At 66.5% G+C, this 25,700-nt stretch carries 23 protein-coding genes; 9 read left to right on the plus strand and 14 right to left on the minus strand.

Features of this window, described 5'->3' with window-relative positions; translation table 11 throughout:
* Nucleotides 1–56 precede the first annotated feature (56 nt).
* The gene (gene nagZ / locus AC56KL_RS19765; RefSeq protein WP_497181879.1) at nt 57–1,574 is read left to right on the plus strand and encodes a beta-N-acetylhexosaminidase; all 1,518 of its coding nucleotides are present in this window, start codon (nt 57–59) and stop codon (nt 1,572–1,574) included.
* 53 nt (nt 1,575–1,627) lie between these two features.
* On the opposite strand, the gene AC56KL_RS19770 is transcribed toward nagZ, so the two are convergent.
* A complete protein-coding gene (locus AC56KL_RS19770) occupies nt 1,628–2,608 on the minus strand; it encodes a glycoside hydrolase family 18 protein (RefSeq protein ID WP_497181880.1) in 981 nt (326 codons plus the stop codon).
* 167 nt (nt 2,609–2,775) lie between these two features.
* Here AC56KL_RS19770 and AC56KL_RS19775 point away from each other — a divergent pair, with 167 nt between their 5' ends.
* The gene (locus AC56KL_RS19775) at nt 2,776–3,522 is read left to right on the plus strand and encodes a GntR family transcriptional regulator (protein WP_497181881.1); all 747 of its coding nucleotides are present in this window, start codon (nt 2,776–2,778) and stop codon (nt 3,520–3,522) included.
* A 14-nt stretch (nt 3,523–3,536) separates the two neighbouring features.
* Here the strand turns inward: AC56KL_RS19775 and AC56KL_RS19780 are convergent, their stop codons facing one another.
* From AC56KL_RS19780 to xapA, 8 genes are all read right to left on the minus strand, one after another.
* Entirely contained in the window at nt 3,537–5,087 is a 1,551-nt protein-coding gene (locus AC56KL_RS19780) for a tryptophan halogenase family protein (protein ID WP_497181882.1), read from the minus strand.
* Between the two features lie 61 nt (nt 5,088–5,148).
* Nucleotides 5,149–7,797: a TonB-dependent receptor gene (locus tag AC56KL_RS19785; protein WP_497181883.1), complete on the minus strand. Its 2,649-nt coding sequence runs from the start codon at nt 7,795–7,797 to the stop codon at nt 5,149–5,151.
* Nucleotides 7,798–8,260: 463 nt separating this feature from the next.
* Nucleotides 8,261–8,665, minus strand: a complete 405-nt coding sequence (locus AC56KL_RS19790; protein WP_497181884.1) for a cytidine deaminase — start codon at nt 8,663–8,665, stop codon at nt 8,261–8,263.
* An 8-nt stretch (nt 8,666–8,673) separates the two neighbouring features.
* Nucleotides 8,674–9,999: a thymidine phosphorylase gene (deoA, locus tag AC56KL_RS19795; RefSeq protein WP_497181885.1), complete on the minus strand. Its 1,326-nt coding sequence runs from the start codon at nt 9,997–9,999 to the stop codon at nt 8,674–8,676.
* A gap of 176 nt (nt 10,000–10,175) precedes the next feature.
* Complete coding sequence (locus tag AC56KL_RS19800; protein ID WP_497181886.1) at nt 10,176–12,554, minus strand: aldehyde dehydrogenase family protein; 2,379 nt, start codon at nt 12,552–12,554, stop codon at nt 10,176–10,178.
* Between the two features lie 17 nt (nt 12,555–12,571).
* Nucleotides 12,572–13,528 carry a deoxyribose-phosphate aldolase gene (gene deoC, locus AC56KL_RS19805; RefSeq protein WP_497181887.1) on the minus strand — a complete coding sequence of 319 codons (957 nt, stop codon included), beginning with the start codon at nt 13,526–13,528 and terminating at the stop codon, nt 12,572–12,574.
* The gene (locus tag AC56KL_RS19810; RefSeq protein ID WP_497181888.1) at nt 13,525–14,718 is read right to left on the minus strand and encodes a phosphopentomutase; all 1,194 of its coding nucleotides are present in this window, start codon (nt 14,716–14,718) and stop codon (nt 13,525–13,527) included. The genes deoC and AC56KL_RS19810 overlap by 4 nt, the downstream gene beginning before the upstream one ends.
* A 34-nt stretch (nt 14,719–14,752) precedes the next feature.
* Nucleotides 14,753–15,595, minus strand: a complete 843-nt coding sequence (gene xapA / locus AC56KL_RS19815; RefSeq protein ID WP_497181889.1) for a xanthosine phosphorylase — start codon at nt 15,593–15,595, stop codon at nt 14,753–14,755.
* Between the two features lie 307 nt (nt 15,596–15,902).
* Between xapA and AC56KL_RS19820 the strand changes: the two genes are divergently transcribed.
* From AC56KL_RS19820 to AC56KL_RS19830, 3 genes are read left to right on the plus strand one after another with little or no spacing between them, the layout of a single operon-like run.
* A complete protein-coding gene (locus tag AC56KL_RS19820) occupies nt 15,903–17,030 on the plus strand; it encodes a carbohydrate kinase (protein WP_497181890.1) in 1,128 nt (375 codons plus the stop codon).
* Nucleotide 17,031: 1 nt separating this feature from the next.
* Nucleotides 17,032–17,949: a pseudouridine-5'-phosphate glycosidase gene (locus AC56KL_RS19825; protein ID WP_497181891.1), complete on the plus strand. Its 918-nt coding sequence runs from the start codon at nt 17,032–17,034 to the stop codon at nt 17,947–17,949.
* Between the two features lie 16 nt (nt 17,950–17,965).
* The gene (locus tag AC56KL_RS19830) at nt 17,966–18,874 is read left to right on the plus strand and encodes a LysR family transcriptional regulator (protein ID WP_497181892.1); all 909 of its coding nucleotides are present in this window, start codon (nt 17,966–17,968) and stop codon (nt 18,872–18,874) included.
* Nucleotides 18,875–18,916: 42 nt separating this feature from the next.
* On the opposite strand, the gene AC56KL_RS19835 is transcribed toward AC56KL_RS19830, so the two are convergent.
* Complete coding sequence (locus AC56KL_RS19835) at nt 18,917–19,126, minus strand: hypothetical protein (protein WP_497181893.1); 210 nt, start codon at nt 19,124–19,126, stop codon at nt 18,917–18,919.
* A 205-nt stretch (nt 19,127–19,331) separates the two neighbouring features.
* Here AC56KL_RS19835 and AC56KL_RS19840 point away from each other — a divergent pair, with 205 nt between their 5' ends.
* Nucleotides 19,332–19,736 (plus strand): hypothetical protein, encoded by a 405-nt coding sequence (locus AC56KL_RS19840; RefSeq protein WP_497181894.1) that lies wholly within the window; start codon nt 19,332–19,334, stop codon nt 19,734–19,736.
* Between the two features lie 66 nt (nt 19,737–19,802).
* On the opposite strand, the gene pcp is transcribed toward AC56KL_RS19840, so the two are convergent.
* The 4 genes from pcp to AC56KL_RS19860 form a co-directional block, all read right to left on the minus strand.
* Nucleotides 19,803–20,447, minus strand: a complete 645-nt coding sequence (gene pcp, locus AC56KL_RS19845) for a pyroglutamyl-peptidase I (protein ID WP_497181919.1) — start codon at nt 20,445–20,447, stop codon at nt 19,803–19,805.
* Complete coding sequence (locus AC56KL_RS19850) at nt 20,447–21,400, minus strand: DUF979 domain-containing protein (RefSeq protein WP_497181895.1); 954 nt, start codon at nt 21,398–21,400, stop codon at nt 20,447–20,449. Before AC56KL_RS19850 ends, pcp begins: the two co-directional genes overlap by 1 nt.
* Nucleotides 21,397–22,095, minus strand: a complete 699-nt coding sequence (locus AC56KL_RS19855; protein WP_497181896.1) for a DUF969 domain-containing protein — start codon at nt 22,093–22,095, stop codon at nt 21,397–21,399. Before AC56KL_RS19855 ends, AC56KL_RS19850 begins: the two co-directional genes overlap by 4 nt.
* Before the next feature lie 68 nt (nt 22,096–22,163).
* Nucleotides 22,164–22,466: a YciI-like protein gene (locus AC56KL_RS19860; RefSeq protein WP_497181897.1), complete on the minus strand. Its 303-nt coding sequence runs from the start codon at nt 22,464–22,466 to the stop codon at nt 22,164–22,166.
* Nucleotides 22,467–22,621: 155 nt separating this feature from the next.
* On the opposite strand from AC56KL_RS19860, the gene AC56KL_RS19865 reads away from it, so the two are divergent.
* From AC56KL_RS19865 to AC56KL_RS19875, 3 genes are all read left to right on the plus strand, one after another.
* Nucleotides 22,622–23,158 carry a DUF2231 domain-containing protein gene (locus tag AC56KL_RS19865; protein WP_497181898.1) on the plus strand — a complete coding sequence of 179 codons (537 nt, stop codon included), beginning with the start codon at nt 22,622–22,624 and terminating at the stop codon, nt 23,156–23,158.
* A 137-nt stretch (nt 23,159–23,295) separates the two neighbouring features.
* A complete protein-coding gene (locus AC56KL_RS19870; RefSeq protein WP_497181899.1) occupies nt 23,296–24,282 on the plus strand; it encodes an alpha/beta hydrolase in 987 nt (328 codons plus the stop codon).
* Between the two features lie 364 nt (nt 24,283–24,646).
* Nucleotides 24,647–25,657, plus strand: coding sequence for a BMP family lipoprotein (locus tag AC56KL_RS19875; protein WP_497181900.1), 1,011 nt, complete (start codon nt 24,647–24,649; stop codon nt 25,655–25,657).
* Nucleotides 25,658–25,700 lie beyond the last annotated feature (43 nt).

A 25,700-nucleotide genomic window follows, 5' to 3' on the forward strand; every position in this document is an offset into this window, starting at 1 on the left:
CCGCCGGCCGCGTGTCCGCACACCATCCACACCATCCCTACCAGCACGGAGCCCAGATGAGCCAGACGAGGCAGGACCAGCAGTACAGGAAGACAGCCGGACAGTTGATGATGATCCGCTTTCCCGGCACCGAACTCGACGCCTCGACGGCAGCATTCATCCGGGACAACGACATCGGCGGCGTGTGCCTGTTCCGGGGCAATATGCGCGACCCTGAACAACTGCGCAAACTCACCGCCGACCTGCGCGAAGCCATGGGCCCCGCCGCGCTGATCGGCGTCGACCAGGAAGGCGGCGCGGTGGTGCGCTCGACCTGGCTGCCGCCGCCGCCGGCGGCGATGGGCCTGGGCGCGGCCGACGACCTCGACCTGGCGCGCCGCACCGGCGCTGCCGTCGCGCGCGCCGTCAGGTCGCTCGGCTTCAACTGGAACTTCGCGCCGGTGCTGGACCTGAACAACAATCCGGACAATCCCGTGATCGCGGAGCGCTCCTTCGGCGCCGAGCCCGGACGCGCCACGGAACTGGCGCTGGCGTGGATGGAAGGCAGCCTGTCGCAGGGCGTGGCCTGCTGCGTCAAGCATTTCCCGGGACACGGCGACACGGTGGTCGATTCGCACCGCGACCTGCCCGTGGTCGACAAACCCCTGCAGGCACTGCAGGACTTCGAGTTCAAGCCGTTCCGGCTGGCGGCGCACTATGCGCCAGCCATCATGAGCGCCCACATCGTCTATCCCTGCCTCGACGCCGAGTACCCCGCCACCATGTCCAGGCCGATCCTCACCGGCCTGCTGCGCGAGGCGTGGCACTACCGCGGCGTGATCATCACCGACGGCATGGACATGCATGCCATCGCCGGGCGCTATGGCGCCGGCCAGGCGGCGGTGCGCGCGCTCGAAGCGGGCGCCGACATGGTGATGGCGCTCGGCACCCGGGAAACCCAGGAAGAAACGCTGGACGCGATCGCACAGGCCCTGGCCTGCGGTGCGCTGCCGCTCGCCGAGGCCGCGCAGCGCGGGGCCAGGCTGGCGGCCCTGGCCGGGCGCTACCCCAGCGTGCAGGCCCACTATCATGAGGAGGAAGCCGACCGGCGCTGCATGGACGAGGGCTGGCGCCGCGGCCTGAGCGCCTACGGCGCGCCGCGCCGCCCGGCGCCTGGCGTCCGCTTGCGCCTGGTCGCGCGCCGCGACGTGGTGAGCGATGGCGTGTCGGAAGCCGGCGTGCCGGCCGAGGAGATCGCGGCCTGCCTGGGCCGGCTGGGCGAACTCGAGCTGGTGACATTCGCCGACGCCGAGGACTTCGACTGGAGCACGCTGCCCGACGACGGCAGCTACACCATCCTGGCCTCCACCTCGCGCCTGCGCTACGGCGAGCATGCGCGGCGCAGCTGGAAACCGGACCTGCACCTGGCGCTGTGGAATCCCTATCATGCGCTCGACATCGACGCGCCCGCCCTGATGACCTACGGGTTCGCGGAACCTGCCCTGGTGGCGGTCAGGGACTGGCTGGCTGGCAGCCTCGAGGCCACGGGGTCCATCCCGGTGCCCGGCTTCGACCACGAGGCGCAGCGCGCCTGAACACGGCGCCCTCCCCGTCCGCCGGCCGGGCCGGACGGGGGGCGTATACCGGATTACTTCAGGCCGAAAGCCCGTGCGTAGTCGCCTGCCGGCACATCGAGGCCGCTGCACACCGGACTGGCTTCGGTGACTTTTTCGACGCAGGGCGTGTCGCGGTCGAGCGACCAGTAGTGCAGGCCCGCCAGTCCCATCTTCTCGGCCGCTTCCGTCATCATCCGCGCATCCTCGATCGTGGTCTCGTTGTTCGGCCGGTCGTTCCGGCCGATCATGGCCGTGATGGCGATCTGCGACAGCGGCACCTGATAGCGCTCGTGCACGTTGCGCACCGCCTGGATCGCCGATCGGCCCATGTCGCACTTGCCGTTCGCCAGCGGCACGCAATTGGCCGGGGTGGCCTCGCCATGGTTCATCACCATCAGGTTGAAGACCGGGTTGCGGATGCCACCCTTGCGCACCTGCCTGAGCACCATCCGGGCGGTTTCGTTGAGGCTGTTGCGGCTGCCGTCAGACGCCGCGATGCTGGCGATCGTGAAGCTGTAGCGCAGCTTCGGATATTTTTGCTGGGCATAGCGCACCTGCTTGACGAGGCTGGCCACCTGCTTCTCGGTCTGCCCGGTTTCGATGTCGAAGTCGAAGCCGGCCAGCATCGGCGACATGTAGCGCTGCACGAAGCGGTCCATGCCGGCCTTCGAGCTGCAGGTGAACATGCCTTCGGCGCCGCCGGTCGAGATCACATAGGGCACCCCGGCCCGCACGAAGGCCGGGACGTTGGCCTTCATGAGCGCATCCGCATCCGGCTCGCCCCAGGTCTCCTTGCCGCACTCGCCGGTGGCGAAGGCCAGGGACACGGTTGCATTGCCGTACATTGCCTTCCCTGCGTCGACGTAGGGCGCCCGCACGCCGCCCGGCGCCGCCGCGATCACCAGGTCCTCGCCCAGGTGCTGGGGCACGTGCTTGTAGGGCCCGCGCATCAGCGGCGCCGCCTGGACGCCTGTCGACAGGGCGAGCAAAATGCAAACAACTTTCAGCTTCATCGTCATTCCTTGTGCAAGACCGGCGCCGCCGCATGGCAGCCCGCCGGAGGGTTGGCCTTTGCAGGCGTCGAAGGGGAAACTGCTGTTCCTGGCTAATGCGGCCTGCATGCGTTTTTTGTTATCATGCCTGGCTGCCCGAGCAAGAATTTACTTAAGGAAACATTCTGATGAGTGCGCTTTTGGCGATCATGCACACCGTTGCGGCGAGCGGAAACCTGCCGCTGTACCAGCAGCTCGATATTGCGTTGCGCCAGGCCATCGAGCAGGGGGTATTCGGCCCGAACCGGGCCCTGCCGGCCGAGCGCCAGCTGGCTACCGAGCTCGGCATATCGCGGATCACCGTGCGCAAGGCCATCGACGGTCTGGTGGCGGACGGCATCCTGGCGCGCAATCCCGGTTCCGGCACCTACATCAACGTCCAGCCGCGGGTGGAAAAGAACTTTGCCAAGCTGACCTCGTTCTCGGAAGACATCCGGGCGCGCGGCCAGGTCCCCAGCAGCCGCTGGCTCAAGCGCCAGCAAGGCACCGTGACGCCGGAAGAGGCCATGCGCTTCCGGCTGTCGCCGGGAGCACCGGTGTACCGCTTCAACCGCATCCGCTGCGCCGACGGCATTCCGATGTGCATCGAGTACGCAACCCTGACCGGCAGCGCACTGGGCGGCATCGACGAGGTTGGCGCCTCGATGTACGAGGCGCTCGGCAAGACCGGCCACCGTCCGGTGCGCGCGCTGCAGCGCCTGTCGGCCATCACCCTGAACGAAGAGCAGGCCGAACTGCTTCAGTCCAAACCGGGCGCGGCGGGCCTGTGCGTGGAACGGCTCGGTTTTCTTGCCGACGGGCGCGCCGTCGAGTTCTGCCGCTCGTTCTTCCGCGGCGACATGTACGACTTCGTCGCCGAGCTCAACGCGGGCTGAGGTTTGCCGCGGCTTCACGCGACCCGGGCCTGCTGTGCAGCGGGCTGTTCGTACTCGCGCAGCACCTCCATGTGGTCGCGGAAGTTGAGCGTGCAGCGGCGCAGGAATTCGCCCATGTCGCGCGTCTGCTGCGCATAGGCCGGATTGGGCGGCGCCGGCACCGATGGCGGAAAGATCCCCATGCCGGCCAGCAGCGCATACCATGAGCCGATCGGGTAATACTTGTCGAGCCCCTGGCGGGTGATCTCCGCGGCCAGGTCGCGCCCGCCGAGCCAGGTTTCGAAGACCATGCGCAGCGAGTCCGAGACCGAACCCAGGTTCTGCGCACGTTCGCGCCAATAGGCGGTATCAAGGCGGCTGTTGGTCTTGTAGTGGGCCACGATGTAGTCGCGGTGCCCGTCGAAGTAGCCATTGACTTCGCGGTTGTAGGCCTGGCGCGCGCGCTCGCCGTAGTCGCCGGCGGTGAGGAAGTCCGCGAAGATCGCCGCCGCCGTCTGGGTCAGGAACAGCGCGGTCGCTTCCAGCGGCTCCAGGAAACCCTGCGACAGCCCGATGGCGACGCAGTTGCGGTTCCAGTGCTGCTCCACGCGGCCGACCTTCATCGCCAGGTGGCGAGCCGGCACGTCCGCGTCCAGCAGGCCGAGACGTTCGCGCAGCTCGCATTCCGCCTCGTCGGCGCTGCAGTGTTGCCTGCTGTAGACATAGCCGTTGCCGAAGCGGCTGGTCAGGGGGATCTGCCACGCCCAGCCGTGCTTCAGGGCAGTGGACAGCGTGTGCGGGGCCACCTTGCCTTCGTGCGGTGTCGGCAGGGCCACCGCGGCGTCGTTGGCCAGGTCCCTGGCGTAGCTGTGGTAGGGCGTGTTCAGGGCCTTGTCGATCAGCAGGCCGGCGAAGCCGGAACAATCCACGAACAGGTCGGCCGCGAACTCCTCGCCCTCTTCCGACCGCACCGAGGCGATGTCGCCCGACGCGCTCAATGTCGAGGCGACGATGTGGCACTGGCGATGGCGCACGCCCCGCTCCAGCGCCTTCTTGCGCATGAAACGGGCCAGCAGGGCGGCGTCGAAATGGTAGCCGTAGCTGGCGGTGAAGGGAAAGTGTTCGGGATTGACCGGCGCCAGCCTGTTCTTGACCAGCTGGGCGGACAGGAAGTAATCGTTCGGCCAGGCCGGCGCATCCACGCCGCGCAGGCGCGCCTGCACGTTGGCCATGAAGATCGGCTGGGTGAGGTTGTCCACCATCGTCGAGAACTGGTGGAAGTAGCTGGTGAAGCCGGGACGGGTCGACCAGCCTTCGAACGTGATGCCGCACTTGTAGGTGGCATGGCAGGCCGGCATCCATTCGGTTTCGCTGATCTCCAGCGAATCGAAGAAGCGCTTGAGGGCGTGGGTCGAGCCTTCGCCGACGCCGATGGTCCCGACCACGGGCGACTCCAGCAGGGTGATGGTCGCTCCCCGCATGGTGTCGGACTGCGCCAGCGTGTCGACCAGGATCAGGGCGCTCATCCAGCCCGCCGTGCCCCCGCCAACGATCACGATCTGCTTGATTTCCGAAGCGCTTTTCATGTCGCACTCCTCATGACAAAAGGCGGAGGCCTTGGCCCCCGCCGGGTTGGCGTAAGCTAGATTACAGCTTGCCGTTCAGGGACAGGAACCACTGGCGGCCGTTGCGGTAGATCGAGCCCGGCAGGTCTTGCGCGCCCGGATTCTTGACGATCGAACGGTGGGTCGGGTTGTTCAGGTCCTTGCCGTCCAGCGACAGGCTCAGGTTCTCGTTGATGCGGTACGAGAAGGTGACGGAAGCCGTGCCGACGGCATCCTGGTACTGCGCGGTGTTGCGGCTGAAGCCGTTCAGGAAGCCCGAGCGCCAGCTGTAGTTGACGCGGGCGCTGAAGCGGTCGTTCTCGAAGAAGGCGCCGGCATTGTAGGCGTTCTTCGACGCGCCGATCATGGTGCAGTCCGCGAACTGCACGGCGCCGCAGGCCGATCCAGGCTTGCGGCCGGTTTCTTCCGCATCGGTGTAGGTGTAGTTGGCGTTGACGCCGAAGCCCATCGGCAGCGACTGGATCCAGTTCAGCTCCAGGCCCTTGACCTTGGCCGTCGAGTTGATCGGCGAGCTGGTGGTGTACAGGGTGTTCGCCTGGGCCTGCTGGTTCCAGTAGGTGCCCGAGCTGGCGCCATACGACACGTAGCCGTCGATGTCGGCGTAGAACACATTGGCGGCCAGCAGCGAGCGCGGTGCGAAGTACCAGTCGACGCCGATGTCGAAGTTGTCCGAGGTGATCGGCGCCAGGTTCGGGTTGCCGGTGGTGCCGGTGCGCTGCTGGTCGCGCAGGTCGATGCCGGCCATGGCGCCGAGTTCCGGACGCGCCAGCGTGCGGCTCAGGCCGGAACGCACGATCAGGTCGCGCGCCAGCTCGTAGCGGATGTTCAGGCTCGGCAGCACGTCCTTGTAGGTGTTCTCGTAGCGGCGCGGCTCGAAGTTGCCCGACGGGCCCATCTCGTACTTGAGCACGTTTTCCTTGGTGCGGGCGAAGCGCACGCCGACGTTGCCGGACAGGCCAGTGTCGTTGCCGAAATCACCCTGCACATAGGCCGAGGTGGTCGGCTCCTTGATGTCGAACTCGGCCTGGCTGCGGCGCACCAGGAAGGCGGTGTACTTGCGCACCCAGTCGATCACGCCCTGCTGGCTGAAGGTCCAGTAGTTCGAGCCCACGCCGGCCACGTCCGACAGGTGTTCGGGGAAGGTCGTCAGGCTGGCCAGCGGCAGGTTCTTCGGATCGGTCAGTCCCGGCAGCGGGCCATTGTCGATCACCGACAGGCTGCGCTTGTGGCGGGCGGTGCGCACGCCGAACTTGACGGCGCGGAAGAAGGAATCGTCGATGCTGCGCTCGAGGTCGAGCTGGCCGTAGCTTTCCTGGTCCTTCGAGGTGACGTGGGAGCCGAAGGTGCCCGGCACGCCGCCGTAGCCGCCGCCGATGGCGTGCTTGTCGCTGCCGGCGGTCACGTAGGTGATCGGCTTGTCGCTGCCGTTCAGCGTATAGCTGATCGGGCCGAAGGGAATCGGGTTGCTCAGCGCGCCGCTTTCGGTATTGCCGCGGCCCTTGGTGGTGCCGATCTTGCCGCTCACGGTCCACAGCTCGTTGATGCGGTACTTGCCGTCCAGGTTGACGAACTGCGACTGGCTCTCGGCGACCGGACGGGCGAAGATTTCCTGGATCGAACCGGACATGTCGGCGCACACCGTGCAGTTGGCCGGCACGGTGGCCGAGACCGAGGTGATGACGCCGTTGCTGACCGTGCCCTTGACGTTCGCTGCAGGGAAGGATGGCGCGGCCCAGGAGTTACCCAGGAAGCGGCCCATGGTCTGCATGAAGTTGTGGTTGACGTTCGGCGCATCCATCTTCGAATGGAAGACCGTCAGGTCGAGGTTCAGGTCGCGGTTCGGGCGGATCTGCAGGTCGATCAGGCCGCCGGTGCGGGTACGCTCCTGCTCGAACCAGGCGGTGCCGCCCAGGTAGTTGACGATGGCGCCGACCGAGCCGGGAATCGCGTTCGCGATCGGCGAGCCGGCTTCGACCTTGTCGTACCAGATCGAGTTCTCCTGAGCAACGCGGCTCAGGTGGCGCTTCTGGTGGAAGCCCTGGACCAGCACACCGACCGTCGCCGCATCGTTGCGCCAGGCGACCATGCCGCTCAGTTGCGGATCGGTCTTCTTGGCGTATTCGGAGTGCATCGCGCCGACGCTGGCCTGGCCGGTGAAAGTCTGCTTGCGCAGCAGGTCCAGCGGCTTGCGGGTCTCGATGTCGATCAGGCCCATGGCGCCGCCGTCGATCAGGCTGGCCTGGGAGCCTTTGTAGACGGTCACGCGGCCGATCAGTTCGGACGGGAACAGGGTGAAGCTGACGCTGCGGCCACCGGCGATGATGTTGTCGGCGAACCAGTCGCCGCTCGAGACCGAGTGGCCATTCAGGGTGGTCAGCGTGAGGGACGATGGGGTGCCGCGCAGCGAGACGCGGTCGTTTTCACCGAAGCTGCCCTCGGAACCGCCGGCCGCCGCCACGTTCACGCCCGACAGGCGCTGCAGCGAGTCGGCCACGTTCTTGTCGGCCAGCTTGCCCACGTCTTCGGCCGTGATCACTTCCACGTAGGAGTCGGCATTGCGGCGCTGGTTGATCGACTCCTGCATCGATGCCCGGATACCGGTCACGACGACGGTGGCCGCCGCATCCGTGTTCTCCTGCTGAGCATTCGCGTTCAGGCTCACTACCAACATTGCCGCCGCGGCGGCAAATGGAGTGAGATTGAATGGTTTTGATTCACGCTGCATGTGTGTCCCCTCATGGAATAGCCGTGCATTGCACCGCCTGATTATCGAACTAAGCTGTTACACCCTCTACTAAACCAGTTTGTGACCAATATACCCTCCTTTTAATACCAAAGCACTACCAATTTTGAGTTGACCATGAGATTTTGGTATAGGCCTATGCGTTGACAGGGATGAAACACGCAACTGGTATCAGGCGAATGCGAAGTTGGGTTCGCCTTGCTATTAGGTAAGAGAGACAGACCACATCTGAAGTGGTATTAGGACTCGATGGTGTAAACCGTGCTGTTGCCGATGTCGCAAAAAATCAACATTGGTATGCGGTGGCATTGACATCGCCTGGACAGGCTGGGTCGGGCCGGGGGATGGCCCGCAGGGGATGCGAGGGCGCTGCCCTCGCGCATGCAGAAGCTTACTGATTCAAGTCGCGGCCGCCGAACGCGTTCGGCAGCTGGGCCGCCGCCGTGGTCTCGAATACGTCGCCGTTCAGGTTGGTCAATACCACCGGCAGCGTATTGCCGCCCAGCTCCAGGATCACCTGGCGGCAGGCGCCGCAAGGAGCGATCGGGCCGTCGGTCTGGCCGATGACGGCCAGCGCCGTGAAATCGCCCGGCTTGTAGCCGGCAGCGATGGCGCTGAAGAAGGCGGTGCGCTCGGCACAGTTGCACAGGCCGTAGGACGCGTTTTCCACGTTACAGCCGCGGAAGATGCGCCCATCCCTGCATTCCAGCGCGGCCCCGACCTGGAACTTCGAGTAGGGGGTGTAGGCCAGTTCACGCGCGGCGCGCGCTTCGTCGATGAGTTTTGCGTATTTCATATCCAGGCTCATTCAGGGCGGATGGTGCGGTAGATCATCGGCTCGGCAGCCGGTTTGTCAGGGCCGATCTGGTAGGCGGCCTGCACCTGGCGCACCGCCCGCTCGGCAGCGTCCCGGGTGCGGGCGTGGACCATGGCCAGCGGCTGGCCGACCGCGATGCCGTCGCCCAGTTCCGCCAGGCCGGTCAGGCCGACGGCGAAGTCGATCGTATCCTGCGGACGCACGCGTCCACCGCCCAGCGCCACCACGGCCAGGCCCAGGCCGCGGGTATCGACCGCGCCGGCAAAGCCGGCCTGCAGGCTGGGCGCCGGTACGATGACCGGCGCCGTCTCCAGGTGCGCGTCGGGCTTGTCCATCAGGTCGGCAGGACCGCCCAGGGCGGTCACCATGCGCGCGAAACGCTCGGCGGCTTCGCCGGAATCCAGCGCCGCCTGCAGCCTGGCGCGGGCCTCGGTTTCATTGGCGGCGAGGCCCGAGATGACCAGCATCTCGGCGCACAGCGCCATCGTCACTTCGTGCAGGCGCGCCGGGCGCGACCTGCCGGTCAGGTAGTCGATCGCGACGCGCACTTCGACGGCATTGCCGGCGGCGTGGCACAGCGACTCGTTCATGCCGGTCAGGATCGCCGAGGTGCGCGTGCCGGCGCCGTTGCCGACGTGGACGATGCTCTCGGCCAGCTCTACCGATTTGGCGTAGCTCGGCATGAAGGCGCCGCTGCCCACCTTCACGTCCATGACCAGCGCGTCCAGGCCGGCCGCCAGCTTCTTCGACAGGATCGAACCGGTGATCATGGCCACCGACTCCACGGTCGCCGTGGTGTCGCGGATGCTGTAGAAGCGCTTGTCGGCCGGCGCCAGCTGGGCGGTCTGGCCGATGATGGCCACGCCCACGTCCTTCACCACCCGGCGGAAGGTGTCCGGGTCAGGGACAGTACTGTAGCCGGGGATCGAATCGAATTTGTCGAGGGTGCCGCCGGTGTGGCCGAGGCCGCGGCCCGAGATCATCGGCACGTAGCCGCCGCAGGCCGCGATCATCGGGCCCAGCATGAGCGAGACCACGTCGCCGACGCCGCCGGTCGAGTGCTTGTCGACCACCGGGCCCGGCAGGTCCAGCGATGTCCATTCCATCACCAGGCCGGAATCGCGCATCGCCAGCGTGAAGGCGACGCGTTCGTCCATGTTCATGTCATTGAAGTAGACCGCCATCGCCAGCGCGGCGATCTGGCCTTCGGTGGTACTGCCGTCCGGGATGCCGCGCACGAAGAACCCGATCTCTTCGGCGCTCAGGACGCCGCCGTCGCGTTTTTTGCGGACGATTTCTTGGGGGAGGAACATATCAATCCTTTTCTATAACGTAGGGTGGGCGGCTCGTGAATCGGGCCCCCGGCCCGATTCACCCCGCGCGTTCAAGCGTCCCATGATCAGCCACCGAGCGGGCCGGGATACATGATTTGAACGCGCGGGCGGGAGACCCGCCCACCCTACGACGCCCGCAGGCGCCAATAATTCAATCAGACGCCGTACGGAATCCAGACGTTCTTGACCTGGCTCGCATGCTGCAGCACCGTACGCCCGCACGCCTGCTTCGCATCGAACCAGTCACGCCCCTTCGCGCCGCCGACCCAGGTGCGCTTGAGCGAATCGCTTGATAAGCGCTCCACTTCCGCGCAGCCCTCGGCAGAACCGTCATGGCGCCACACCGCATCCACGTCAGAGTGCGAGGCCAGCGTACGCGCCAGCTCCGCGCTCGATCCGGTGACGATGTTGAGCGCACCGCCCGGCAGGTCCGAGGTATCCAGCACCTGGTACAGGTCGGTCGCCGAGAGCGGCGCCGTTTCCGACGGCACCGCCACCACGCGGTTGCCCAGCGCCAGGGCCGGAGCGACCAGCGAGATGAAGCCCAGCAGCGGGTTCTCGTTCGGGCAGATGATGCCGATCACGCCGACCGGCTCGTTCAGCGCCACGGTAATGCCGTGCATCGGCGGCTGGTGGGCCGCGCCGTCGTACTTGTCGCACCACGCGGCCCAGTAGAACAGGCGCTCGATCGACGCCTGCACCTCGCGTGCGGCTTCTTTTGAGCCGGTCTGCGCAGCAATGCGCTCGGCGAATTCGTCGGCGCGGATGGCCAGATTCTCGGCGATGTAGTACAGCACCTGGGCGCGGTTGTGCGCGGTGGCCTTGGCCCAGCCGGATGCCTTGTGCGCGGCTTCGACGGCATTGCGGATGTCCTTGCGGTTGCCTTCGCCGACGTCGGCCAGGAAGGCGCCGTTGGCGCCGTTGATGGCGCGGCTGTAGGCGCCATCCGGACGTGCCTGCTTGCCGCCGATGTAGAGCTTGGCGGTGCGGTCAACGGCGAAGGGGCTGCCCTCGTCCGACGCTTTCACGCGAGCTTTTTCAGGTACCACCGGCGCGGCAGGACGTGCATCTTCCGACAGCGGGGTCAGGTACTCGTACATGCCCTCCTTGCCGCCTTCGCGGCCGAAGCCGGATTCCTTGTAGCCGCCGAAGCCGCAGGCGGCGTCGAACTGATTGGCGGTGTTGATCCACACCACGCCGGCCTTGATCTGCGGCGCCACGTCCAGCGCCAGCGAGATCGATTCCGACCACACGCAGGCGGCCAGGCCGTACACGGTGTTGTTCGCCAGCTGCACCGCCTCCGACGGAGTGCGGAAGCTCATCGCCACCAGCACCGGGCCGAAGATTTCGGCTTGCGCCACGGCGGCCGAGGTCGAGGCGCCGGTGATCAGGGTCGGCAGGTACCACGAGCCGGCAGCCGGCGCTTCGCAGGCCGGCTGCCAGACTTCGCAACCCTCGCTGCGTGCCGATTCCACCAGCGCGTGGATGCGCTGCTGCTGGATCGGGTCCACCAGCGCGCCGATGTCGTTCGATTTATCGAGCGGCGAGCCGACGCGCAGGTTCTGCATGCGCGCCTTCACCTTGGCGATGAAGCGCTCGTACACCGATTCCTGCACCAGCAGGCGCGAGCCTGCGCAGCAGACCTGCCCCTGGTTGAACCAGATCGAGTCGACCAGGCCTTCGACGGCTGCGTCCAGGTCGGCATCGTCGAACACGATGAAGGGCGACTTGCCGCCCAGTTCCAGCGACAGCTTCTTGCCGGTGCCGGCGGTGGCCTTGCGGATGATGCGCCCCACTTCGGTCGAGCCGGTGAAGGCCAGCTTGTCGATGCCCGGGTGGTTCACGATGGCTTCGCCCACGGCGCCGTCGCCGGTGACGATATTGACCACACCGGCCGGCACGCCGGCCTGCTGGCAGATCTCGGCGAACAGCAAGGCGCTCAAGGGAGTGAACTCGGCCGGCTTGAACACGATGGTGTTACCGGCGGCCAGGGCCGGGGCGATCTTCCATGCCAGCATGAGCAGCGGGAAGTTCCACGGCACGATCTGGCCGACCACGCCCACGGCGCGGTAGTCCGCAAATTCTTCCGACTGCAGCGCAGCCCAGCCTGCATGGTGGTAGAAGTGGCGTGCTGCCAGCGGCAGGTCGGCATCGCGGGTTTCGCGGATGGTCTTGCCGTTGTCCAGGGTCTCGAGCACGGCGAACAGGCGCGCATGCTTCTGCAGCAGGCGGGCCAGCGAATACATGACGCGCGCGCGTCCATGGCCGCCCAGCGCCACCCAGCCCGGCTGGGCGCGGCGCGCGGCCTGCACGGCGCGTTCGACGTCGTCGCTGGTCGCTTGCGTTACCTGCGCCAGTTCGCTGGCGTCGGCCGGATTGCTGGTGGCGAAGGTCTCCGCTGCATCGGTCCACGCGCCGTCGATGAACAGGCCAAAACGGCGTCCATGCTGGTCCAGCCACGCATTTGCTTCCTTGGTGCTTTCTGGTGCGGGGCCGTAATCCATAGTCTGAAGAATCTCTTTAATAGTGGGCATGACGAATCCGTAGCTGTTTATGGTTGCGCGTGGCGGTGGGCGGCCGAGTAGTTGCCGGTCACGTAGTGTTCGAGCTGGCGTTCGATGTCGGTCATCAGGCTCGAGGCGCCAATGCGGAACAGGTGCGGCTGCAGCCAGTCGTTGCCGAGTTCTTCCTTCATCACGGTCAGGTATTGCAGCGCGGCCTTGGCCGTGCTCACGCCGCCGGCCGGCTTGTAGCCGACCTGGAAACCGGTCTGCTCGTAGTAGTCGCGGATCGCGCGCGTCATCACCAGGGACACCGGGATGGTGGCGTTGACGCCTTCCTTGCCGGTCGAGGTCTTGATGAAGTCGGCGCCGGCCATCATGCAGACCATCGAGGCCTTGGCCACGTTGTCCAGGGTGACGATGTCGCCGGTGGCGAGGATCGCTTTCACGTGCGCGTCGCCGCAGGCCTGGCGGTAGGCCAGCATCTCGTCGTACAGCGCCTGCCAGTTACCCAGCAAGACGTGCTGGCGGGTGATCACGATGTCGATTTCAGTCGCGCCGGCCGCCACGCTCAATTCGATCTCGCGCAGCTTGGTCTCCAGGCTCGACAGGCCGGCCGGGAAGGCGGTCGACACCGCGGCAATCGGAAGGCGGCCCTGCAGGACCTTCACGGCCGGCCCGATCATCTCGTGGTACACGCAGACTGCGCCGGTGGTCAACTTCTCGAGTCCCAGTGCCGCCATCAGGTCCGCGCGCAGCGGGCGCATCGCCTTCATGCACAGGCGCTCGACCCGGCCCGGGGTGTCGTCGCCGCCCAGGGTGGTCAGGTCCATGCACTCGACGGCGCGCACCAGCCAGGCGGCCTGGTATTCCTTCTTGACGGTACGGCGGTTCGCCAGGCTCGCGGCGCGGCGGTCGGCCGCGTTGCGGTTCACCTTGACGTGCCTGACCAGCCCGAGGTCCAGGCCGACGGCGGTATTACGTTTGAAGTCCAGGGGCTGGGTCATAGCAGTGCGGTTCCGTTCGAGAGTGGTTTGACGCCAAGGTGCTTGGCAAGCGTTGCGCCGATATCCGAGAAAGTCGAGGCGATCGGCAGTTCCTGCGGGGCGACCTTCGGGCCGAAAAAGATCATCGGGATATGTTCGCGGGTGTGGTCCGAGCCCGGCGCGGTCGGGTCGCAGCCGTGGTCGGCGGTGATGACGACCAGGTCGCCATCCTTGAGTTTCGCCATGAATTCCGGCAGGCGCGCGTCCAGCTCGTGCAGGGCGTTCGCATAGCCGGCGACGTCGCGACGGTGGCCGAAGTGCATGTCGAAGTCGACGAAGTTGACAAACGTGAGCGATTTTTCAGGCGCGCTGTCGGCGACTTCCACCAGGCGGTCGAACAGCGCCATGTTGTCGACGCCCTTGATCAGCTGGGTCACGCCCTGGGCCGCGAAGATGTCGCTGATCTTGCCCAGCGCGATGACTTCCCCGCCCTCGTTCTTGACGTGGTCGAGCAGCGTCGGTGCGGTCGGCGGCACGGCGTAGTCGTGGCGGTTGCTGGTGCGCTTGTACTTGCCGTTCTCGCCCAGGAAGGGACGCGCGATCACGCGGCCGATGTTGTAGGGCTTGACCAGTTCATAGGCCGCTTCGCAGACCTGGTACAGGCGCTCCAGGCCGAAGTGCTCTTCGTGCGCGGCGATCTGCAGCACCGAGTCGGCCGAGGTGTACAGGATTGGACGGCCAGTAGCGACGTGCTCGTCGCCCAGCTGGTCGATGATGGTGGTGCCCGAGGCGTGGCAGTTGCCCAGCCAGCCCGGCACGCCCGTCAGCGCCTGCAGCTTGTCGGTCAGCTCGGCCGGGAAGGACGGCACGGTCTTCGGGAAGTAGCCCCAGTCGAACAGCACCGGCACGCCGGCGATCTCCCAGTGGCCGCTCTGCGTGTCCTTGCCGGTCGACTGCTCGCGCGCGGCGCCCCAGGCGCCCGTGAAGCCGTCGCGCTGGCCGAAGCCGGCGGCCCATTCGCCGCTGGCCTTGTGGGCGGCGGCGGCCAGGCCGAGGCGCTCGAGGTTCGGCAGCGCCATCGGCTTGCCCTCTTGCGCCGCCCAGGCTGCGATATGACCGAAGGTGTTGGCCCCTTGATCGCCGTACTTGTCGGCGTCGGGCAAGGCGCCCAGGCCGAACGAGTCAAGCAGGAGGATGAATGCGCGTGACATGGGATCGCTCGCTTATGGAATGAGTTGGCTTCGCTTAGTTGGAAGAAGCGGGAGTCGCGCCCAGGCGCTCGATGAAGGAATGGATCAGGGTGACCAGGTCCTTGGCCGCGATCGCGGCGTACTTCAGGGTCTGCTCGTGCGACAGCGGGAACGGGGTCAATCCCTCGGCCAGGTTGGTAATCGCCGAGATGCCGGCGACCTTCAGGCCGCAGTGGCGCGCGGAGATCACTTCCGGCACCACGGACATGCCGACCACGTCGGCGCCGAGCGTCTTGAAGGCGCGGATTTCGGCAGCCGTCTCGAAGTTCGGGCCCGGGCAGGCCAGGTACACGCCTTCGTGCAGGGTGATGTTCCTGGCGGCCGCGGTTTCCTTGATCAGGGCGCGCAGCTCGGCGTCGTAGGCGTTGGCCATGCTGAAGAAGCGCGGACCGAAGCGTTCGTCGTTCGGGCCGGCCATCGGGCTGCCCGGCAGCAGGTTGATGTGGTCGCTCAGGACCACGACGCTGCCCGCATCCACTTCGGGACGCAGGGAACCGGCGGCGTTCGTCACCAGCAGCATCTCGCAGCCGATCAGCTTGAAGGTACGCACGGCGGACGTCATCACGTTGGCGCCATAGCCTTCGTAGAAGTGGCCGCGGCCCTTCATGCACACCACCGGCACGCCGGAAAGCAGGCCCAGCACCAGCTCGCCCGCATGGCCATGCACGGTGCTGATCGGGAAACCCGGCAGGTCGGCATAGCTGATCGAGACCACGTCCGTCATCTGCTCGGCCAGCACACCCAGGCCCGAGCCCAGGATCAGCGCGGCGCGCGGTGCGAAGCCCGGCTTGCGGGCCTTGATGACTTCTGCTGCTTCAAAAGGGGTGTTGCTGAACATGGTCGTCCTTGTGTGCGAATTCGGGAGGCGTGGGGAGGGGCTGGTATGGATGCTGCTAAGGGTAATGGCTACCAGACAGTAGCGAGGAGACACATATCAGCCGGAATATTATAACTATGCATGAGGGGCGATATGGTGGGCAAATACCATTTTTCTTGTCGATTTATTGGTTTAAAAAATAAATCAGCGGGTGTATTGTTGACCTCCTGGTACAGGGCAATAGCGACAGCCACGTTTGCTTTGACATGCTTCAAACATTTATCTAGTATCGACGAACATTTGTTTAGATCACCCCAGGCCTGCCACCGTGAACGAGCTGCCCAAAAAAGAACAGTTGTATGAGCTGATCCGCGCGAATCCCTTCATTTCGCAGCAGGAGCTTGCCAGCCAGCTGAAGCTGTCACGCTCGGCCGTGGCCAACTACATCGCCACCCTGGTGCGCGAACGCCGCATCCTGGGGCGCGCCTATGTACTGCCGGACCGGCGTCCGATCGTCTGCATCGGCGCCGCGAACCTCGACCGCAAGCTGCGCAGCAGCGGAAAGCTGGCCTTCGGCACCTCCAATCCCGCCACCCAGGACGAATCCTTCGGCGGCGTGGCCCGCAACATCGCCGAGAACCTGGCGCGCCTGGGCGCTCCGGTGGCCCTGGTCACGGCGGTCGGCAACGACGCCTCCGGCAAGGCCCTGCTCGCCCATGCCGAAGACGCAGGCATCGATACCCGCGGCGCGCTGCGCGTCGATGGCGCCGGCAGCGGCACCTACACGGCCGTGCTGGACGGGGACGGCGAGATGGTGGTCGCGCTGGCCGACATGGCCGTCAACGATGCCCTCACCCCAGGCTTTCTCGCCACCCGCCAGCAGCAGCGCGCCGGCGCCGCCCTGGTGGTGGCCGACCTGAACCTGCCGATCGAGTCCATCGCCGCCCTGCTGGACGACGCCGCGCGCGACGGCGTGCCGCTGGTGCTGGTGGCCGTCTCGGCGCCGAAGATGGCGCACCTGCCGTCGATGCTGCCCGGCCTGCGTCTCCTGATCCTGAACGAAGGCGAGCTGGCGGCGCGGGCCGGCTACCCGCTGGACAGCGATGCCGGCGTCAAGGCTGCCTGCGCCGAGCTGCAGCGCCAGGGTGCGCAGGACGTGATCGTCACCTGCGGCGCGCGCGGGGTCTCGCATACCTCCCCGGCCGGCGTGATGCGCCTGCCTGCGCCCGCGGGCGAGGTCGTCGACGTCACCGGCGGCGGCGACGCCTTCGCCGCCGCCGTGTGCTGGTCGCTGCATGGCGCCGGCGATGGCGCCGATCTCGCCCTGGCCTGCCGCCGCGGCCTGCAGCTCGCCGCCCTGACCATCGCGTGCGGGCAGACCGTCTGCCCGGCGCTCGAACCCGGCCACCTCGACACCCCTCCGGTTGTCCTCCTCAACGCATCCGACCTGGACTGACATGCAATCCTTCCTCCTGTTCTCGCCCGAAGTGGCAAGCGCGCGCGCCGCCGGCAAGCCCGTCGTGGCGCTCGAATCGACCATCATCTCGCACGGCATGCCCTATCCGCAGAACGTGCAGACCGCACGCGAAGTCGAGGGGATCATCCGCGACGCCGGCGCGGTGCCGGCCACCATCGCCATCATCGACGGGAAGATCTGCGTCGGCCTGTCCGAAGAACAACTGGAGCTGCTGGGTTCTTCGCCCGACGCGATGAAGGTCAGCCGCCGCGACCTGGCCTACGTGCTGGCGCAAAGGCGCCTGGGCGCGACCACGGTGGCCGCGACCATGATCTGCGCGCAGCTGGCCGGCATCGAGGTCTTCGTCACCGGCGGCATCGGCGGCGTGCACCGCGGCGCCGAGACCAGCTTCGACATCTCGGCCGACCTGCAGGAGCTGGCACAGACCAGCGTGGCCGTGGTCTGCGCCGGCGTGAAGTCGATCCTCGACATCGGACTCACCCTCGAATACCTGGAGACCCACGGCGTGCCGGTGCTGAGCGTCGGCCAGCCCGGCTTCCCGGCCTTCTTCACCCGCGAGAGCGGCTTCGAGGCCGACTTCCAGCTGGACACGCCTTCAGCCCAGGCAAGCTTCATCCGCACCAAGTGGGCGCTCGGCCTGGCGGGCGGCGTGGTGGTGAGCAACCCGGTCCCAAGCGAAGCAGCGATGCCGGCCGCGGAAATCGGCGCCATCATCGCCCAGGCCCTCGGCGAAGCGGACGCCCAGGGCGTGAAAGGCAAGGCCGTCACGCCTTTCCTGCTGGCGCGCATCAAGGAACTGACGCAGGGACGGAGCCTGGCCACCAACATCGCCCTGGTCAAGCACAATGCGCTGGTGGGCGCACGCCTGGCCGTGGCGCTGGCCGCCACCACAGCCTGACCCCGGGGGGCGCGCCATGTCGATCGACCTGAAACAGCTGCGCTACTTCCTCGCGGTGGCCGAAGAAAAAAGCTTCTCGCGGGCGGCCGAACGCCTGCACATCTCGCAGCCGCCGCTGAGCCAGCAGATCATGAAGCTGGAAGCGGAACTCGGGGTGCGCCTGTTCACGCGTACCACGCGCAGCTTCGAGCTGACGGTGGCCGGCAAGGCCCTGATGGGAGAAGCGGCCGAACTGCTGGCCAAGATGCGCATGACGATCGACACCATCCGCCAGATCGACCGCGGCGAAGTCGGCCGCCTGCGGGTCGGCATCGTCGGCTCGGCCATGTGGGGCCCCATCCCCGCCCTGCTGGAGCAGTTCCAGAGCCAGTATCCGCGCGTGACCTGGACCATCCACGAATCGGGGCCGAACGACCAATGGGAAGCGCTGCGCGCGAAACAGATCGATGTCGGTTTCTGGCGCGAGCCGCGCATCGAGGCGGACGTGCTGAAGGGGGCGGGCCTGCGCCAGGACCTGTGCTTCCGGGAGAACGTGTGCGTGGCGATCAACGCGAAGCATCCGCTGGCGCAGCAGGATGCGATCGAGCTGCCCGATATCGCGGGCGAACCGATGCTGACCCTGCACCTGGACCAGTCGGCCGAGCCGCGCTACCTGATCCAGTGCTGCGTCAACGCAGGCTTCCAGCCGACCATCTTCCAGGAAGCGGCCGAGCCGCAGACCCTGCTGGCCATGGTCGGCGCGGGCCTGGGCGTGGCCCTGCTGCCGCAGACCACCAGCCGTATCGGCTGGCCAGGCGTGCGCTTCCTGCCGATCAGGCACAACCCGCCCTCGGCCAACCTCTACATCACTTATCCGGTGGAGGGCGACGCGCCGGTGGTGCGGGCTTTCCTGAACATCCTGTTCCCGGAAGACCAGGCATCCTGACGGTTCTCGCGCAGTGCCGGTCCCGTCCGGCCTGCGCCATGCTTACTGCCGCTTGAGCGCCACGGCGACCGTGCTGAGGGAGGCGATCTGGTGGCGACGTTCCACCGGCCGGGTGAGCACGCGCATCGTGACCTCGAGCGGCACACCCAGCTTGGCCAGTTCGGTCGCCGCGCGCGGACGGCCTTCGCTTGCCGCCTCGTGGATGGCGGCATCGATCAGAAGTGCTGTCTTGTAATCATTTCGTCTGTCCATTGATTCATCCTAACATCCGCGTCCTACACACTCCAAGGCAATCGGTATTCGATAAAACCGATTACAACACCCGTCTCCATTAATTTTGTTGAAGAAGCAATATTTTCTCTATTCTGCGTTACTTCGCGCACCGTTCTCAACTGCCGAGTGGTGCAAACTCTTATCAAAAGATGAATAACCTGAACCCTTTTACAAGGAGCACACCATGAAAACCACCGCTACCCTTTCCGCCCTGATGCTGGCTGTCGCCGTGATGGCCACCGGCTGCAAGAAGGACGACAACCCGAACACCGGTCCTGCACAGGAAGCCGGCGCGGCGATCGACGCGACTGCGGCCAACGCTGCGGAGGAAACCAAGGAAGCTGCACAGAACGTCGAGAACGCGACCGAAAACGCAGCCGCACGCGTCGACGCCGCCGCCGACCGTGCCGGCGAGAACATCGAGCAGGCAGCCGAGAACGCCGGCGAGAACGTGCGCGAAGCCGGCGCCGAAGTGAGGCAGGAAACCAGGGAAGCCGCTGCCGAAGTCAAGGCTGCTTCGGACAAGGTGGGCGACAAGACCGGCGCCGCCCTGGAGCGCGCTGGCGAGAAGCTGCAGGAAAAGCGTTAATCTGCCGAGCCTGATCCGTCGCGGGGCCCGCCCCGGGTCGGACGATGGCGCACGTTGGCGGGCGGCTCAGTGGGTCGCCCCGCCCACGTGCGCCTCGTCGCGCTCCACGTGCACGGCCGTTTCGACCGCCGTCATGATGCCGAGGACGATGTCGCGTAGTGCCATCGAGGGCGGATCGTCCGGCCGCTGTTCGGCCTGCTCCGGCAGGAACGGCACGTGGACGAAGCCCGCCTTGACCGGCTTGCCGGCCGTGTGGTGCATCAAGCCATAGAAGACGTGGTTGCACACGAAGGTGCCCGCGGTCTGCGACACCCCGGCGTTCAAGCCCTTGGCGCGCATCGCGGCCACCATCGCCTTGATCGGCAGGGTGGTGAAATAGGCCGCTGGTCCGCCCTCGACGATCGGACTGTCGACCGGCTGCCGGCCGGCATTGTCGAGGATGGAGGCGTCGTCGACATTGATCGCCACCCGTTCCACCGAGATCTCGGCCCGCCCGCCGGCCTGGCCGACGGCGATCACGATATCCGGATGCAGTTCGTCCACCAGCGCCGCCAGTGCCGCATTGGCCGCGCCGAATACGCAGGGCAGCTGGCGCACTTCGACGCGAAAGCCCGCGCCGCCCCACCCTTCCAGCGCCCGCACAGACTCCCACGCAGGGTTAACGATCGCCTTGTTGAACGGTTCGAAGCCGGTAAGCAGGACAGTCTTGATCATTGGTTCATCAGGAAGTACAACAGGAAGATGTTCGCCACCAGCAGCGGCAGCGCGGTCGGGATCTGGGCCCGGATCACGGCATTCTTGTCGGGCAAATCGAGCAGCGCGGCCGGCACGATGTTGAAGTTTGCCGCCATCGGCGTCATCAAGGTACCGCAATAGGCGCTGAACATGCCGATCGCCGCCATCACGGCGGGATTGGCGCCGTAGACGCCTACCAGCACCGGAATGCCGACGCCGCCCGCCATCACGGGGAAGGCCGCGAAGCCGTTGCCCATCACGATGGTGAACAGGGCCATGCCGATGCAGAACACGGCCACGGCGATGAAGCGTGAATCCATGCCGATATAGGAAGTGGTCACGTGCGCGACGGCCTTGCCCACGCCCGCCTCGGTGAACAGCAGGCCGAGCACCGCCAGCATGTGCGGCAGCACGACGGCCCAACCCATTGCATCGACCAGGCGGCGCGCCTCGCGCACGCCCTGCAGCGGCGTAGAGCGCGTCAGCCAGCAGGCGGCCGCCAGCGCCGCCAGTGCGGCGACGCCGAGGCTCACCAGGGTCAGGTGCTTCTGGTCGAGCAGCGGCGCGCCGCCGACCTGCACGTCCGAGAACAGCGTGGCGCCCAGCATCGTCACCAGCGGCAGGATCAGCGCCGGAATGAACAGGCGGTTGCCGAGCCGCCCGCTAGTGGCGCGGCGCTGCGCTTCCGACGGCACTTCCGGCCTGCCCGCGGCGACGCCCTTGAAACCCGCTACCAGCGCCATCAGGATCATGAGGGCGCCGACCAGGGCCGGCGGCAGCCGTTCGCCCGCCAGGTAGAGGCAGGCGTACAGGCCCCAGAACAGCGCGGTCGTGAAGCGCCGCGGGTTGCTGCGGTCACGCAGGTTCATCACGGCGACGGCCACGAACAGCAGGCCGACCAGGACGTAGAAATGGTCGAGCGTGATCATGCCTTCGGCGCCCCCAGCTCGCGCCGGATGCGCGCGTCCAGCCGGCCCAGGTTCCAGGCGTGGATGACGAAGGCGGTGACGGCGGTCGGGATGCCCCACAAGGCGATGTGCAGCGGATCCACCGCGATGCCCTCGGCGTTCAGGATGGTCTGCATCAGCACGATGGCGCCGAAGGCCACGAAAATGTCTTCGCCGAAGAACAGGCCGACGTTGTCGGTGGCGGCGGCCATGGCGCGGATCCGGTGGCGCAGCGGCTCGGGCAGCTTGCCGTACTGTGCTTCGGTTGCGGCTTCGGCTATCGGCGCGACCAGCGGCCGCACCATGGTGGGATGGCCGCCCAGGCTGGTCAGGCCGGCGGCGGCCGAGGTTTCGCGTGCGAACAGGTAGACGATCAAGAGGCGCCCTGCCGTGGCCGAGCGCACCTTCGCGATCGCCGCCTGGGCGCGCTCGCGCAGGCCGAAGCGTTCCAGCAGGCCGATGGCGGCCAGCGGCAGCAGCAGGATCAGCGGCAGGTTGCGCGTCTTGACGAAGGCCGTGCCGAGCGAGGCGAGGATGCTTTCCACCGGCATCGTGGCGGCGACGCCGGTGACGCCGCAGGCGGCCACCACCACCAGCACGGGATGTGCGCGCAGCAGGAACCCGGCGACGATGACGGCGACGCCGAGCAGCGGCCACAGGTTGACGGCAGTTTGCATGAACGCTCCGGCTGGGTTGACAAGCCGGGCAATCTTACATGATGTTCAGTGCAGTGCCGTCAAGAAGCTCAGTCCGGGCGGACGGGAGCGAACGCGTCGTCGCCGACCACCGTATTCCATTGGCGCACGTGGAAGGCGCGCACCAGTCCGTGGATGACGTAGGGGTCCCTGGCGGCGAACATCTGCACCGGTTCCGGGCTGTCGCAGCTGAACATCAGCACCGCGCGGTCGGCCGGGTTGGCCAGCGCGCCGGCGATCACCAGTTCGCCACGCTGTTGCGCGTCCCAGGCCAGCTTCAGGTGGGCATCGCGGAACTCGCCGCGGCGTTCGAGGTAGTCGGGGGCGAGGTCATACATGAGCAGGTAGTGCACGGGGTCTCCGATGTCTGGTGGCGCAGGGCTGGAATGGACAATCTACCACGTGTGAAGCGGGGCGTGCAGCCGAGCCGTTCCAGCCCAAGCGTGCGTGCCCCTCCCCCGCCCTATGCCACACTTGACGGGACAGCAACCACCGCCAGGAGCATGCCATGAACAAGATCACCATTGCCGGCCAACCCTTGCACTCGATCCTGAGCGCGGCGCCGGCCATCCTCATCCCCTTCGGTTTCATCCTCGACGCCATGCACAGCGCCACCGGCGACGAAGACTATGCCAAGGCCTCCTACCTGAGCATGGGGGCTGGCATCGTCGGCGGGCTGGCGGCCGGCGCCGCCGGCGTGGCCGACTACGTGGCCGACAAGCCGCAGGGCGAAGCCAGGCGCGAAGGCCAGCTGCATGCCGCCCTCACCGGCGCCGCCCTGCTCGTGGGCGCCGCCAACCTGGTGCTGCGTAGGCAGGGCGCCCATGCCAGGGGCGGCTCGCTGGCCTTGACAGCGCTGTCGGCCGCCGGCGTGCTGGCCTCGGAATACCTGGGCAAGCGCATGGGTGGCGAGCAGGCCGGCTCCGGCCGGCACGCCGAAGCGGGCGACCACGCCAACCAGCAAGACGTGCGCATCGACCACACGGCGACCGACGTCGAACAATACGTCGCGGCCGGCCCCTCCGGCCGCCACGCGCCCGAATGAAGCCGGGGGCCGCAGGCCCCTGCTTTGCGCGCCCTGCTGTTGTAATAACCCAACTTTTCTGCCACTCATCCATCATACGGTCGACTTAGCGAAGTGCCGCACAGAACAAATTGCTGAGTCAGGGGTAGACTGGCAGCATGGACACCTCAAAGAAAATGGCGGCGGGGATCACGGGATTTGCCAGCTTCCTGTGGCTGACCGTGACCGCCGCCGTGGCGGCCAACCAGCGCCGCCTGGTGTTCAACCCCTGCATCACGCCGGAATGCGAGAGCCCGCGCAGCACCGGGCACCGCACGCGACCTGTCGTGCTGCGTGCCAAGGACGGCACCCGCCTGTGCGGCTGGCTGCTCACCCCCCTCGTTCCCGGCCCGCGTCCCGCGGTGATGTATTTCGGCGGCCGCTCCGAGGAAGTGTCCTGGGTCGCGCGCGACGCCGGCAAGCTGTTTCCCGGCATGACCGTGCTGGCGATGAACTACCGCGGCTACGGCCAGTCGCATGGCGTACCGGCCGAAATCCACATGATCGACGACGGCTGCACCCTGTTCGACTGGCTCGCCGAGCTTGGCCAGGTCGATGCCGCGCGCATCGCCGTGGTCGGCCGCAGCCTCGGTTCGGGCGTCGCGGTGCAGGTGGCGAAGGAACGCCCGGTCCATTCGGTGGTCCTGATCACGCCCTACGACTCCATCCTGGCCATCGCCAAGCGGCGCTTCCGCGTGATGCCGATCGAGTACATGCTGCGCCACCGCTTCGAGTCGATCAAGTATGCGCCCTCGCTCAAGGCGCCTACCTACGTGCTGCGCGCCTTCGAGGACGACGTGGTGCCGCACTCGCACACCGACCAGCTGGCGGGCAAGCTGGCCACCCTGGTAGGCGACGATACCGTGCCCGGCTCGGACCACATGAGCATCCCCTACCTGGAAGCGACACAGGCGCTGATCGCCAGCTTCCTGACGCGCCAGTTCGCCAAGCCGGCCGCCCCGCCCCAGCTTCCCGCCGCCGAGCCTGGCCTGCCTGAGGCCGTTCCGGCGCTGGTCGAAGTCGGCAAGGAAGTCGGTCCCAAGCCGGACGCCAGGACGCCCTTGACGCTCGCGGCCGTCGATACGCTGAGCGCCATCGCAAAATAGTTGGCCAAAATTGTCAGCAGTTATATTTCCTTGGAATAAATTGCCAAGTAAAATCGTATTTGTCATCAATATGTCGCTTGATGCATATTTGACAGGCTGAGCTGCGGCCATCCGGAATTCCCGAGAAAGCGCGGCGTCGCGGTCGTTTCGGCTCCGGGGCTGTTGCACTCAAGCTACATGTAGCAGCTTCTGTCGAGAGAAACGTCTCTGCGATACAAATCGTAACCACAGGCGCGACCCGCGGCTGACACAATGCGCTTCGCATTGTCAGCGCATTGGCGCCCTTGGCGATGCAGCTTGCGCACCCCGTTCCTGAGCGACTGCCGGGCCGGGTACAATATCGAAATTCCCAGGAGCCTCATTCATGAAACTCAAGCAACTCACCATGACCATTGCGGCGCTGTGCGTCGCCGGCAGCGCAGGCATCGCAACTGCGGCACCGGCCGCGCCGAAGCTGGGCATGGTCTACGATGCAGGCGGCAAGTTCGACAAATCGTTCAACCAGTCGGCCTTCGAAGGCCTGCAGCGCTTCTCGAAGGAGACCGGCATCAAGGTCCTCGAAGTGCAGGCCAACAGCGACACCCAGGCCGAGCAGGTGATGCGCGGCCTCGCGCGCAAGAAGGTCGACCTGATCGCCGCGATCGGCTTCTCGCAGACCCAGGCCGTCCAGAAGGTCGCCAAGGAATTCCCGAATGTGCGCTTCGTGCTGGTCGACAGCGTCGCGCAGGGCAGCAACATCAGCTCGGTGATGTTCAAGGAGCAGGAAGGTTCCTACCTGGTCGGCGTCGCCGCCGCCATGGCCTCCAAGTCCAAGAAGCTGGGCTTCGTCGGCGGCATGGACATCCCGCTGATCCGCGCCTTCGCCTGCGGCTACACCCAGGGTGCGAAAGCGCAGTTCCCGAAAGTCGAGATCATGCAGAACATGGTCGGCACCACCGCCGCGGCCTGGAACGACCCGGCCAAGGGCGGCGAGCTGGCGCGTGCGCAGTTCGACCGCGGCGCCGACGTGGTGTTCGCGGTGGCCGGCGGCAGCGGCATGGGCGCGCTGCAGATGGCCAAGACCAAGGGCAAGCTGGCGATCGGCGTCGATTCGAACCAGAACTACCTGCACCCGGGCACCATGCTGACCTCGATGGTCAAGCGCGTGGACAACGCCGTCTACGAATCCTTCATGGCGCAGAAGAACGGCACCTGGAAGGCCGGCGTCACCCACAAGGGCCTGAAGGAAGGCGGCGTGGACTGGGTCCTGGACAAGGACAACCGCAAGGTCGTCTCGCCGGAGATCGAAAAGCGCGTGAACGCCGTGCGCACCGACATCATCAACGGCAAGATCAAGGTCATCGACTACCGCGCCGCAGGCAGCTGCCCGGTCTGATTCACCCCTCTTCCCGAGAAAAGCGCGCCGCGCCGGTGATCCC

Source organism: Telluria sp. ZB4P34 (genome assembly GCF_059686055.1).